The organism is Pseudomonas sp., from assembly GCF_050739995.1.
In the GTDB taxonomy this organism is placed as follows: domain Bacteria; phylum Pseudomonadota; class Gammaproteobacteria; order Pseudomonadales; family Pseudomonadaceae; genus Aquipseudomonas.
Map to the genome: position 1 here is coordinate 1 of NZ_JBOICG010000559.1, position 11,075 is coordinate 11,075.

Annotated in this window: 11 protein-coding genes; 3 read left to right on the plus strand and 8 right to left on the minus strand. The window is 61.4% G+C overall.

Going from position 1 to position 11,075, the window contains the following annotated elements; genetic code table 11:
- Nucleotides 1-144: 144 nt before the first annotated feature.
- The 7 genes from ACRESD_RS18465 to ACRESD_RS18495 all read right to left on the minus strand — a co-directional run bounded on the left by ACRESD_RS18465 (nt 145) and on the right by ACRESD_RS18495 (nt 5,899).
- Nucleotides 145-927 carry a MetQ/NlpA family ABC transporter substrate-binding protein gene (locus tag ACRESD_RS18465; RefSeq protein WP_431752234.1) on the minus strand — a complete coding sequence of 261 codons (783 nt, stop codon included), beginning with the start codon at nt 925-927 and terminating at the stop codon, nt 145-147.
- Nucleotides 928-1,053: 126 nt separating this feature from the next.
- Nucleotides 1,054-1,977, minus strand: coding sequence for a sigma 54-interacting transcriptional regulator (locus ACRESD_RS18470; RefSeq protein ID WP_431752235.1), 924 nt, complete (start codon nt 1,975-1,977; stop codon nt 1,054-1,056).
- 49 nt (nt 1,978-2,026) lie between these two features.
- Nucleotides 2,027-2,608: an alpha/beta hydrolase gene (locus tag ACRESD_RS18475; protein ID WP_304628981.1), complete on the minus strand. Its 582-nt coding sequence runs from the start codon at nt 2,606-2,608 to the stop codon at nt 2,027-2,029.
- 200 nt (nt 2,609-2,808) lie between these two features.
- Nucleotides 2,809-3,210, minus strand: a complete 402-nt coding sequence (locus ACRESD_RS18480; RefSeq protein ID WP_060755558.1) for an ExbD/TolR family protein — start codon at nt 3,208-3,210, stop codon at nt 2,809-2,811.
- A 1-nt stretch (nt 3,211) separates the two neighbouring features.
- On the minus strand, nt 3,212-3,931 hold the full coding sequence (locus ACRESD_RS18485) for a MotA/TolQ/ExbB proton channel family protein (RefSeq protein ID WP_431752236.1): 720 nt from the start codon (nt 3,929-3,931) through the stop codon (nt 3,212-3,214).
- 54 nt (nt 3,932-3,985) lie between these two features.
- Nucleotides 3,986-4,807: an energy transducer TonB gene (locus ACRESD_RS18490; RefSeq protein ID WP_431752237.1), complete on the minus strand. Its 822-nt coding sequence runs from the start codon at nt 4,805-4,807 to the stop codon at nt 3,986-3,988.
- Nucleotides 4,808-5,047: 240 nt separating this feature from the next.
- On the minus strand, nt 5,048-5,899 hold the full coding sequence (locus ACRESD_RS18495; protein ID WP_431752238.1) for a LysR family transcriptional regulator: 852 nt from the start codon (nt 5,897-5,899) through the stop codon (nt 5,048-5,050).
- Between the two features lie 106 nt (nt 5,900-6,005).
- Here ACRESD_RS18495 and ACRESD_RS18500 point away from each other — a divergent pair, with 106 nt between their 5' ends.
- Together ACRESD_RS18500 and ACRESD_RS18505 are read left to right on the plus strand one after the other, a co-directional pair.
- Entirely contained in the window at nt 6,006-6,467 is a 462-nt protein-coding gene (locus tag ACRESD_RS18500) for a nucleoside deaminase (RefSeq protein WP_431752239.1), read from the plus strand.
- Nucleotides 6,454-7,641 carry a CynX/NimT family MFS transporter gene (locus ACRESD_RS18505; RefSeq protein ID WP_431752240.1) on the plus strand — a complete coding sequence of 396 codons (1,188 nt, stop codon included), beginning with the start codon at nt 6,454-6,456 and terminating at the stop codon, nt 7,639-7,641. Before ACRESD_RS18500 ends, ACRESD_RS18505 begins: the two co-directional genes overlap by 14 nt.
- Here ACRESD_RS18505 and ACRESD_RS18510 read toward each other — a convergent pair.
- Nucleotides 7,612-9,927, minus strand: a complete 2,316-nt coding sequence (locus ACRESD_RS18510; protein WP_431752241.1) for a TonB-dependent receptor — start codon at nt 9,925-9,927, stop codon at nt 7,612-7,614. The genes ACRESD_RS18505 and ACRESD_RS18510 overlap by 30 nt on opposite strands.
- A gap of 155 nt (nt 9,928-10,082) precedes the next feature.
- On the opposite strand from ACRESD_RS18510, the gene ACRESD_RS18515 reads away from it, so the two are divergent.
- Nucleotides 10,083-11,027 carry a LysR family transcriptional regulator gene (locus ACRESD_RS18515; protein WP_431752242.1) on the plus strand — a complete coding sequence of 315 codons (945 nt, stop codon included), beginning with the start codon at nt 10,083-10,085 and terminating at the stop codon, nt 11,025-11,027.
- The last annotated feature ends 48 nt before the right edge of the window (nt 11,028-11,075 follow it).

Below are 11,075 nucleotides of genomic sequence, written 5' to 3' on the forward strand. Positions count from 1 at the left end.
GTCAATATTTCTGGTGACTGACACTGCGCATTCGCGAGCAAGCCCGCTCCCACAGTTTTGAACGCATTCCAAATACCAGGCATAAAAAACGCCGACGCTGTAACAGCCGTCGGCGTTCAAACCTTGAAGGGGGTTTGGCTTACATCAGAACGCAGGCACTACAGCGCCGTTGTATTTTTTCTCGATGAAAGCTTTGACTTCCGGGCTGGTCAGGGCCTTGGCCAGTTTCTGGATGGCATCGCTGTCCTTGTTGTCCGGGCGCGCGACCAGGAAGTTCACGTACGGCGACTTGGCGTCTTCGATGATCAGCGCGTCCTTGGCTGGGTTCAGGCCAGCTTCCAGGGCGTAGTTGGTGTTGATCAGGTCCAGGTCAACCTGGTCCAGTACGCGTGGCAGCAGGGCCGACTCCAGCTCTTTGAATTTCAGGTGTTTCGGGTTGCTGGCGATGTCTTTCGGCGTGGCCAGGGCGTTGTTCGGGTCTTTCAGGGTGATCACACCGGCCTTCTGCAACAGCAAGAGGGCGCGGCCACTGTTGGAACCTTCATTCGGGATGGCCACGGTGGCGCCGTCTTTCAGGTCTTCAATCTTGGTGATCTTCTTCGAGTAGCCGCCGAAGGGCTCAACGTGCACGCCGACCACGGTAATCAGGTTGGTGCCCTTGCCCTTGTTGAAGTTTTCCAGGTACGGCAGGGTCTGGAAGTAGTTGGCGTCGAGACGCTTCTCAGCCACCTGCACGTTCGGTTGTACGTAGTCGGTGAAGACTTTGATGTCCAGGTCCACGCCTTCTTTGGCCAGGGTCGGTTTGACCAGTTCAAGGATCTCGGCGTGTGGGATCGGGGTCGCCGCGACCACCAGTTTCTCGTTGGCCTGGGCCAAGCTTGCAGTCAGGGCAGCCGCCAGTGCGGTAAACAACAGAACCTTTTTCATGCAGTGTCCTTATCGAAATTCCGGGGCGTCTCTGACGACCGTTTTTATATGGTGTGCCAGCGAAGTGCTATCGCGGCGTGGGATGGACAATACCTAGATTTTTTATTCCCGAACAATATCTTTTATTCACGTTGATATTCCATTTTGTTCATACAGGAATAGAAGCAAGCTTTCCCGCTCGCCCGGCGTGGCGCTCTTGAAAATTCGTTGCACCTGTTCCAGCGGCGAGCCCACCAGCGGCAGGTTCAAATGCTCGGGCAAGATCTCATCACCACTGCTCACCAGCAGCGCGAAGTGAATGACGTTTTCCAGCTCACGGGTATTGCCCGGCCAGCTGTGGTGTTCCAGCACCCGCTGGGCCGCGTCACTGATCAACGGCACTGGCAGATCCAGGCGCTGACTGTAGATGCCCAGGAAATATTCAGCCAAGGGCAGGATGTCGCCGACACGCTCGCGCAAGGCCGGCAAGTCGAGTTGGCCTTCGCTCAAGTAATGGAACAGGCGCTCGTGGAACTTGCCGGCCGCCACGGCCTGGGCCAGGTCGATGCTCGTCGCGGCCACCAGGCGTACATCCACCGGGCTGGGCTGATGGGCACCGACGCGAGTGACTTCGTGGTTTTCCAGAGCAGCGAGCAGTTTCACCTGGATCGGCAACGGCAAGTCGCCGATTTCATCCAGGTACAAAGTGCCGCCATTGGCCGAACCAAACCAGCCGGCTCGGCTGCTGGCCGCGCCACTGTGACTGCCGGCGGCGTAGCCGAACAGCTCGGCATCGGCGTAGGTGGGGCTGATGGCGCCGCAATTGACCGAGACGAACAACCCGGTGCGATCACTACCACGGTGGATATGCCGCGCCAGCAGTTCTTTACCACTGCCGGTCTCGCCGCGAATCAACACGGGCAAGGCACGCGGCGCAAGGCTTTCCAGCTCTTCGCGCAGTTGTCGCGAACGCGGGTCGACAAACACCAGCGCCTTGGCGCGGATGCTTAGCGGGCTTTTTTCGGAATCGGGGAAGGTCAGCAATGGCTGGCCGAAAGTTTCATGACTCATGGCAGGCTCCCGCCCCCAATCCGCTCAGGGACGGGGCGTTGAAAAAATATCAGGCAGTGCGTCGGGCGTGATGTTCGAGGCGGCTTTGCAGACGATAGAGGTAGGCAAAACCCTGCTCCCACCGCTGGTGGCCGGACTTCACATTGATATGGCCGGCCCCCGACAAAATGCCGGCTTCGGCGCCCCAATTGCGTGCCAGCTCCAAGGCCCGAGGGGCGCTGACGGCGCTGTCGTTGTCGGAGCTGACCACTTGGCTGGGAAACGGCAGCAAGTCAGTGGGTATCGGTGCAAAGTTGCGCAGGGCGGGGGCGCAGGCCGGGCGTTCGACATCGGCCGGAGCCACCAGCAAGGCGCCGCGCACCTGACGTAAAAAATGCAAGGGTGCCGTGGCAGCCCAATGGGCGACGGTGATGCAACCCAGGCTATGGGCGATGAGAATCACCGGCGTGCTGTCGGCGGCGATCGCCTCGGCCAGCGCCGCCACCCAGTCTTCGCGACGGGGCGTCAGCCAATCGGCCTGCTCCACCCGTGCACTGTTGGGCAGACTGTTCTGCCAATGACTCTGCCAATGATCTTCTGGCGATCCTTGCCAGCCCGGCACGATCAGATAACGAATCGACTCGCTGTGCATGGGTGCGCCCTCCTGCAGCGTTTAACGTTGCTGAACAGTATAGGGATGGGGTTTATATTCGTTAAGGAATAAGAAGCTATTTATTAATAACCAAAAAACCTAACCCCACATTGATCGCATTCCAGGTTGGGATTTGAATCGCAAAAAAAAGGCCGCACCCTGCCAAGGAAACGGCCAAAAAATTGTCGAGGCTTTTGCAACTAACGGGCAGTAATCACCGACAGCTTGGTAATCCCCGCGCGCTCGATAGACGCCATGGCTCGCGCCACTTCGCCATAGTTCACACCATCATCAGCCTGCAGTTGCACCCGCACATCGGGGTCCTTGGCCTTGGCCGCCTGCAGGTTGAATTCCAGCAGGTCCGGCTGGATTTCGTCCTTGTTGATAAACAACTTGCCCGCACCGTCGATGCTCACCACAAGCGGGTCTTTCTGTTCCACCGGGGCCACGGCCTGGGTCTTGGGCAGATTGATCGGAATCGCGTTGGTCAAAAGCGGTGCGGTGACGATAAACACCACCAGCAGCACCAGCATCACGTCCACCAATGGCGTGACGTTAATCTCGCTCAACACCTCATCACTGTCTTGCGTGGAGAAGGCCATCTCAGGACGCCTCCTTCACTTTCTGCGGATTGCCGGTTGCGCTTTTGGTCAACGTCGGATGCAGCAGTACGCGAAAGGAATTCTTCTGGGCCAGGCTGTAGAAGTCGTGGGCAAAGTCATCCAGGTCGGCAGCCGTCAGCTTCAGGCGACGCAGGAAGTAGTTGTAGACCAGCACGGCCGGCACGGCGACGGCGATCCCCACCCCCGTGGCGACCAGCGCCGCACCAATCGGGCCGGCCACGGTTTCCAGGCTGGCGGAACCAGCGGCGCTGATACCCTTGAGCGCTTCCATGATCCCCCATACGGTGCCGAACAAGCCGATGAACGGCGAGGTGCTGCCGATACTGGCAACCACGGCCAGGCCGGTTTCCAGGGAACGCCGCTCACGTACGATCTGTTGGCGCAGGGCGCGTTCAAGGCGGTCTTGATGATTGATCGCCTGGCTCAGGTCGGCCGCATGGGGTGCTTCGCCGACCTGAATCGCCGCATAACCGGCCTGGGCCACACGGGCCGCCGCGCCGGGCTGGGTTTCGGCCAGTTCAGCGGCGGAATCGAGACTCGACGCCGCCCAGAATTGCTTGTGGAACTTGCGATCCTGGGCCTTGAGGCGACCGAACTGCACGCCCTTCAGCAACGCCAGTCCCCAGGTGGCGACCGAAAAGACCACCAGCAGCCAGATCACCGCGCTTTCGATGGATTCAAGTGGAGATGCTAATGCCATGATGTTTTCCCTCTGTACAGGTTGCGGCGTGTCCAACACACCGCTGCCGAATAGTTAGTGAATCTTGAAATCGATCGGTACGCTGACCCAGCCGTCCTGGGCCACATCGCCCTGCTTGGCCGGTACAAAGCTCCAACGTTTCACCGCCGCCAGTGCGGCGTCATCGAGTTGCTGGCGACCGCTGCTTTTCTGGATCTGAATCTCACCCGGCTTGCCGCTGGCCAGCACATGCACCCGCAACAACACCGTGCCTTCCCAACCGCGACGCTGGGCCAGTGACGGATACTCCGGCGCCGGGTTCTTCAAGTACGCGGCGTTCGCCGAGGCCGGTGTAACCGGTGCTGGCGACGGCGCCGCCACCGGGGCGGCCGGAGCCGGTGGCGCAGGCGTCGGCGGTGCAGGTGGTTGCTCGACCGCTTTCGGCGCGGGCTTCGGCTCAGGCTTGGGTACCGGCTTGGGCCTGGGTTTGGGAATCGGTTTTGGCGGCGCGGGCTTGGCCGCCAACTCATCCACCACCGGTGGCGGTGGCTCGACCACAGGCGGCGGTGGGGGTGGCGGCACAGGCGGTGGCGGTTCAACCACCGGCGGTGCCGGCTGGGAAAATTCGATGGTCATCGGCGGGATTTCCGGTGGCACGATCGGCAGCACCGGCGTGGGCTTCTGGCTCACCCAGTAAATCACTGCACCGTGCAAGGCCAGCACCAGCAGCCCTAGCAAAACCCCTTCGCGGCGGCTCGAAAAACGCTTCGGAGTCTTCTGCAACCGCAGTTGCCCCAACGGCGCGCGGTGCGGCCGGCCAAGGTCGACCAACTCACCACCCGGTGCCTGGCGCCATTGCGCCTCGTGTGCACTGGCGGCGGTCTGGACATTGCCCATTGATTCACTCCCTACGGTTTTCACACAAAAAAACCGACAGGCCTGCCTGAGCGGCCGTCGAGGGCTGAATCATCGGGGCCAGACGCTTATCTCTTAAAGTAATCTTTAAAGTTATACATAGATCTAAATTGAATAAACGAAACATCCCGAAACGCCAAAGCCACGCCCGCCGTGGCCTGGGCTGAGGCCGCTGTTTTTCAATGCTTTTCAGGCATACAAAATATTCAACAAAGGCATGATTCAGACGGGGCTGTTTGCGCATAAATCGAGCAATTGGCGCTGCAGTGTCTGCCCTGCCGCCCCCAAGCCACTGCGGCCATACAGCGCCAGTCGCACGCCCTGTACCGCCGGTAAACCGCTGCCTTCGCCGAGCACCACATGCCCAGGCTGCACCACCCGGCGCGGCAACAGGCTGATCCCCAACCCCGCCGCCACTGCGGAGCACACGCTGGCCAAGCTCGCGCTGGAATAGCCGATGCGCCAGCGCCAGCCGCCCACTTCGAGGTGCTGGAGCATTTCATTGCGATACAACCCACCCACCGGAAACGCCACCAGTGGCAGTGGGTCGCGTCCCAGGGATGGGGTGCTGCGGCTGTCGACCCAGCACAAGGGCTCCGGCCATGACGCCAGGCAGTCATCGCTGTCGCCCATCTGCTTGACCAACAGCACATCAAATTCACCACCCCGGTACTGGCGCTGCAATTCGGGACCTAGGCCACTGGTGACTTCCAGGCGCACCCGGGGATAAGCCACTACAAACGCCGAAAGCAGCGGCATCAAACGCTCAGCGGCAAAGTCCTCCGGCACACCAAGGCGCAACACGCCGTCGCTTTGCTGGTTGACCAGCACATCAGCGGCTTCTTCATGCAGGGCGAGAATGCGCCGCGCATACGCCAGCAGCCGCTCACCCTCGGCGGTGGCGACCACCCGACGCTGGTCGCGGTCGAGCAACTGGCACGCCACGGCCTCTTCCAGGCGGCGGATCTGCTGGCTCACGGTGGATTGGGTCAAATGCAGGCGCTCGGCGGCGCGGGTGAAATTGCCGCAATCCACCACGGCGACAAAACTGCGCAACAACACAGGATCGAACATGGGCGTCACCATTCCATTTGCCACTGATTGGCATGGTTATATTTAATTTCAGAATACCAAGATGGCTGACCATACTTCACCCTCCATCCTGCCCAGAGGGACGTTCATGAGCACCGATCAACACCACCTGCAACGCGCTGTCACCTTGGCCCAGGCCAATGTGGCCCAAGGCGGCCGCCCGTTTGGTGCCGTGCTGACGTACAACGGTGAAGTCCTGGTGGAGGCCGTGAATGAAATCCACCTGACCCAGGACCCCACCGCCCACGCCGAACTGCTGGCGATTCGCGCTGCCAGCCGCCAACTCGGCACACGCCTGGAAGGCTGCGTGATCTACGCCAGCGGCCAGCCCTGCCCGATGTGCCTGAGCGCCATGTACCTGTGCGGCGTCGAGCGCGTGGTGTTCGCCGCCAGTAACGCCATGGCCGAGCCGTTCGGTTTATCAACGGCGGCCATTGGGCAACAGGTCAGCTTGCCCCTGGACGAGCAGCGCCTGCCGATCCAACACCTGCCTAATGCCGCCATGATCACGCTGTACCAACACTGGAAAACCCTGCATGACCCTGAATAAATCCCTCGCCGGTTGGGGCCTGCTGGTCGTGCTGGGCCTGAACCTGCGGCCGCTCCTCAGTTCTATCAGCCCATTGCTCGGGGAAATTCGCCAGGCCACCGGCTTGAGCTTCCAGAGCAGCGCCTTGCTCACCAGCCTGCCGGTGATCTGCATGGGCCTGGTGGCGCTGGTAGGCGTGCGCGTGGAAGCACGCCTAGGTGAACGGCGCGGCATAGCCCTGGGCTTGATGATGATTCTGCTGGCCTGCCTGGTGCGCTGGCTGATGGGCCAGGCGTCGGCACTGCTGGTCACTGCATTGCTGGGGGGTGCCGGGGTGGCGCTGATCCAGGCGTTGGTGCCGGCGATGATCAAGCGCGAGTTCCACCACCGCGTGCCGGTGGCGATGGGCGTGTATTCAGCGTCGCTGATGGCCGGAGGCGGGTTGGCGGCCCTGCTGAGCCCAGTGGTGGCCACGCACTTTCAACAGTGGCAAGCAGGCCTTGGAATCTGGCTGCTGCCCGCCATGGCGGCGCTATTGCTGTGGGCGTTTGTGCCGTTGGGCGCAGCCAGAAGCGCCAAGGTGATCCCTGCCTTCAAAGGCCTGCGCAATCGCCGAGCATGGTTGTTGGCGCTGTATTTCGGCTTGGTCAATTGCGGCTACATGAGCATGGTGGCGTGGCTGCCGGCGTACTACCAGCAACTGGGCTGGGGCGTGTTGCCCAGCGGTTCGTTGCTGGCGTTCATGACCATCTTCCAAGTGATTTCCGCGCTGCTGATGCCGGTGTTGGCACAGCGTGGTATCGACCGTCGCCCGCTGCTCGGTATCAGCCTGCTGGCGCAGACCGTGGGCTACCTTGGCTTGTTGATGGCGCCGCAACAGTTCCCCCATGTGTGGGTGGCACTGATCGGCTTCGGCCTGGGCGCCTGCTTCGCCTTGAGCCTGCTGCTGACCCTCGACCACCACCGCGACCCACGCCAGGCCGGGCAACTGGCGGCGTTCGTACAAGGCGTGGGCTTTTTGATCAACGCAATTTCGCCCTGGCTGACCGGCTGGCTGCGTGAACTCACCGGCACCTTTATCAGTGCCTGGGTGGTGCTGGTCGTCATGGTGCTGACGATGCTGGTGGTGACGCGGGTATTCAGCCCGGCCACCTATCGCACGGGGTCAGAAGTCGTAGCGCCCGGTCACGCCTAAGGTGCGCGGTGTGCCCAGCAAGCCTTCATAGCCGCCGTTACCGCCCGTCCACAGCGTGGTGTAGTAGGTTTTGTCGAAGGCGTTTTTCAGCCACAACGACACGTCCCACTGCCCCTGCTGGTAGTTGCCGCGCAGGCCGGTGGACAGGTTGACCACGGCATAAGCCGGAATCTGCCCATAGTCGGAGTCTTCCACGGTGCCCACCGCCTTGGAGCGGAACGCATAGCTGGCGGTCACGTAAGGTTCGAAGCCGTTAGCCAGGTTCCACTTGTACTCGCCGTTGGCGTTGGCAATCCACTTCGACGCCCCGACCACTTGATGCCCCGTGAGGTCGCAGGACGCCGGCGCACCAGGGCGCAAGCTGACTTCCGGCGGGCACGGCGCGTCCTTGTAAGACAGGTAACTCACATCGTTGAACGAGCCGTTGAGGTTCAGCGTCAGGCCCTTGATCGGCACCAGGGTACTTTCCACCTCGACGCCACGCGAGCGCACGGAGCCGGCATTGGTCAGGTACTGCACGCGGTTGTCCTGATCGTAGGCGTTGGTCTGATAGCCGTTGACCTGAGTCCAGAACAGGTTGGCGTTGAGTTGCAGACGGCGATCCCACAGCGTGCTCTTGAAACCCAACTCGGCGTTGTTGGCGCGCTCGGTGCCGATCAGCAGGGAGTCGGCCCCGGCCGTTGGCGCAGAGCCCACGGCCAGGTTGACCCCACCGGACTTCTCGCCATGGGACAGCGTCGCATAACCCAACAGGTTTTCATTAAAGTGATAACTGAGGTTCAACAGCCCCGACGGCGTGGCGCTGTACTGGTTAAGGTCGCCCGAGTCATACGCCCCCGTGCGCCCGCGCCGCGCCGTGGCAGCCGCACCCGTCACCGCAGCGCCACCCAGGGGTGCATTGCGCGTGACCCAGGCGCTTTTCTCCTCATAGGTGCCGCGCAAACCGGCGGTGAAATCCAGGCGCTCCGTCAGATGCCAGGTGCCCTGGGCGAACAACGCGAAACTGTCGGTACGGATATGCCCGTTGCCGACGCTGCTGACATTGTTCAAGGCGCCGGTGGGCGTGCCATTCCAGATATCCGCCTTGGGCCCGTAATAGGCGAAGGATTTGTTATCCAGGTCAGACCCAAAGTAGTAAGCGCCCAGCACATAGTCGAAGAAACCACCCGTGGGCGAGGCCAGACGGAACTCCTGGGACCACTGCTTATCTTCCACCGATACACCGGCGTTGTACGCGGCCGGCACGTTGAGCCCGTCATCGTTGCGCGGGGTGAAATTCCACCAGCGATAGGCGCTGACCGATGTCAGCGTGAAGTCACTCGGCAACGTCCAGTTGGCCTCCAGCGACGTGCCGCCCTGGAACACGGTGACGTGCTGGTCGCTGTCCAGGTTGACCTTGCGATGGGTGCCATCCACCAGTGTCGCACCCGCCGCAGCGGCCCGGGATTGGTAGAGGTTGGTACCATTGATGGTCGGCCCGGTGTTGTACAGCACACGGGTGCCGGCGCTGGAGTCTTCCTCGTTGTAATCGCCGATCCAGCGCAGGTTGAACGTCTCGCTGGGCTTGTACAGCAGTTGCCCGCGAAAGCCCTGGCGTGAACCCCCATTGAGATCGTGGCCGTCGTATTCGTTTTTGATATCGCCGTCGCTGCGCGTGCGGTAAGCCGAAAAGCGCCCGGCCAGATCATCGTTCAGCGGGCCAGAGATCGTGCCCTTGGTCTGGAAGTAACCGTCCTCGCCCAACGAGGTTTCGATACTGCGCTCCGGGGTAAAGCTCGGCGCGCGGGTGCTGATGTTGATCACCCCCGCCGTGGTGTTCTTGCCGAACAACGTGCCCTGGGGGCCGCGCAACACTTCAAGCTGCTCGATGTCCATCAGGTCGAACACCGCCATACCCGGCCGCCCCAGATACACGTTGTCGATGTACAACCCCACGCTGCCTTCCAGACCGTCGCTGGCCGGGTTGTTGCCCAACCCACGGATCGACACGCTGGACTGGCGCGCGTGCATATAAGCGACGTTGACGCTGGGCACCAGTTGCTGCAGATCCTGAATCCGGTACACCCGCTGACTCTCCAGGGCCTGGCCGCCGATCACGCTCATGGGCGTCGGCACTTCCTGTGCGCTTTCGGTACGCCGCCGAGCCGTCACGGTGACGGTCTCCAATTGGCCGCTGGCGTTCTCGCCCTTGCCTGCCGGCGCGGGTGTTTCGGCGGCCTGGGTCGGCGACCAACTGGTGCTGCCGGCCAATAACATGGCCATGGGCAAGGACTTCAACAGACTCATAAGCGGCTCCGGAACCCAGCAATATCCTTTAATGAATATTCCTAAAGGTTATTTATTTATGTTTTTACGAACATTTACTGCATAAGAGATTGCCTTTATAAGGAGTCGACCGGATGCATAGCCAATGCATTTCCCCGATATTTTTGATGTGAAAAATGCATATCGACCTGCGCCAACTTCGCCACTTCATTGCCCTCGCCGAACAACGCAGTTTTGTCGCCGCGGCGTTGGCCGTGAACTTGTCGCAGTCGGCGTTCAGTCGCAGCATCCAGGCCCTGGAACACAGTGCCGGCTGCCAGCTGGTAGACCGTGGCCGCAAGGACCTGGCGCCGACCAAACAGGGCCAGGTGTTGCTGGAACATGCGCGGCGCCTGGTCAGCGGCGCGCAGCAGTTAGCCAACGAGATCAGCCAGTTCAATGGCCTTGAGGCCGGAGAGCTGCGCTTCGGTTGCGGGCCGGCACCGGCTGGCGGGTTGGTCCCTCGCGCCATCGGCAGTTTTATCGGGCGCTACCCCAAGGCCCGCGTGCAATTCCAGGTGGATGACTGGCAAAGCCTGAGCAAGCGCCTGCTCAGCGAAGAGTTCGAGTTCTTCGTCGCCGACACCCGCCACTTCGAAGCCAACCCGGACTACCACACCCACCGCCTGCGCCCACGCCGCTGGTACTTTTGCTGCCGCGCCGGACACCCTCTGGCCGAACGCAACAGCGTCAGCGCCGGCGAGCTGATGAGTTACCCGTTGGCAGTGACGATTCGCCCGCCGAACCTGCGTAAGGTCATCGTCGACCTCAGTGGCCGGCCGGATTACCTGCCCAATGTGGAATGTGAAAACGGCTACAGCCTGATGGGCGTGGTGTTGCGTTCCGACGCCATCGGCATCGTCAGTGCCAACAGCGATGTGCTGCACATGGCCCGGGGTGAGTTGGTGTGTTTGACGATTGACGGGCTGGCTGAGGACCTGGAGGAGCGTTACACCCGCTATGGGATTGTCAGCCGCGCGGGGTATCGGTTGTCGCCGCTGGCGGAGGCGATGATCGAGCAGATCAAGGAGATTGATGCGCTGGATGAGGATGTGTGCACGCTGGAAAATTTCGCTGTCTGAACGGACGCTTTCGCAGGCAAGCCAGCTCCCACATTTGGAATGCAGTCC

What these genes read in the sequence shown, in the direction of transcription:
- ACRESD_RS18500 (WP_431752239.1), top strand. Translation starts at nt 6,006, where the DNA reads ATGAGCACCGATCAACACCACCTGCAACGCGCTGTCACCTTGGCCCAG.
- ACRESD_RS18465 (WP_431752234.1), bottom strand. Translation starts at nt 927, where the DNA reads ATGAAAAAGGTTCTGTTGTTTACCGCACTGGCGGCTGCCCTGACTGCA.
- ACRESD_RS18505 (WP_431752240.1), top strand. Translation starts at nt 6,454, where the DNA reads ATGACCCTGAATAAATCCCTCGCCGGTTGGGGCCTGCTGGTCGTGCTG.
- ACRESD_RS18470 (WP_431752235.1), bottom strand. Translation starts at nt 1,977, where the DNA reads ATGAGTCATGAAACTTTCGGCCAGCCATTGCTGACCTTCCCCGATTCC.
- ACRESD_RS18515 (WP_431752242.1), top strand. Translation starts at nt 10,083, where the DNA reads ATGCATATCGACCTGCGCCAACTTCGCCACTTCATTGCCCTCGCCGAA.
- ACRESD_RS18510 (WP_431752241.1), bottom strand. Translation starts at nt 9,927, where the DNA reads ATGAGTCTGTTGAAGTCCTTGCCCATGGCCATGTTATTGGCCGGCAGC.
- ACRESD_RS18490 (WP_431752237.1), bottom strand. Translation starts at nt 4,807, where the DNA reads ATGGGCAATGTCCAGACCGCCGCCAGTGCACACGAGGCGCAATGGCGC.
- ACRESD_RS18475 (WP_304628981.1), bottom strand. Translation starts at nt 2,608, where the DNA reads ATGCACAGCGAGTCGATTCGTTATCTGATCGTGCCGGGCTGGCAAGGA.
- ACRESD_RS18495 (WP_431752238.1), bottom strand. Translation starts at nt 5,899, where the DNA reads ATGTTCGATCCTGTGTTGTTGCGCAGTTTTGTCGCCGTGGTGGATTGC.
- ACRESD_RS18480 (WP_060755558.1), bottom strand. Translation starts at nt 3,210, where the DNA reads ATGGCCTTCTCCACGCAAGACAGTGATGAGGTGTTGAGCGAGATTAAC.
- ACRESD_RS18485 (WP_431752236.1), bottom strand. Translation starts at nt 3,931, where the DNA reads ATGGCATTAGCATCTCCACTTGAATCCATCGAAAGCGCGGTGATCTGG.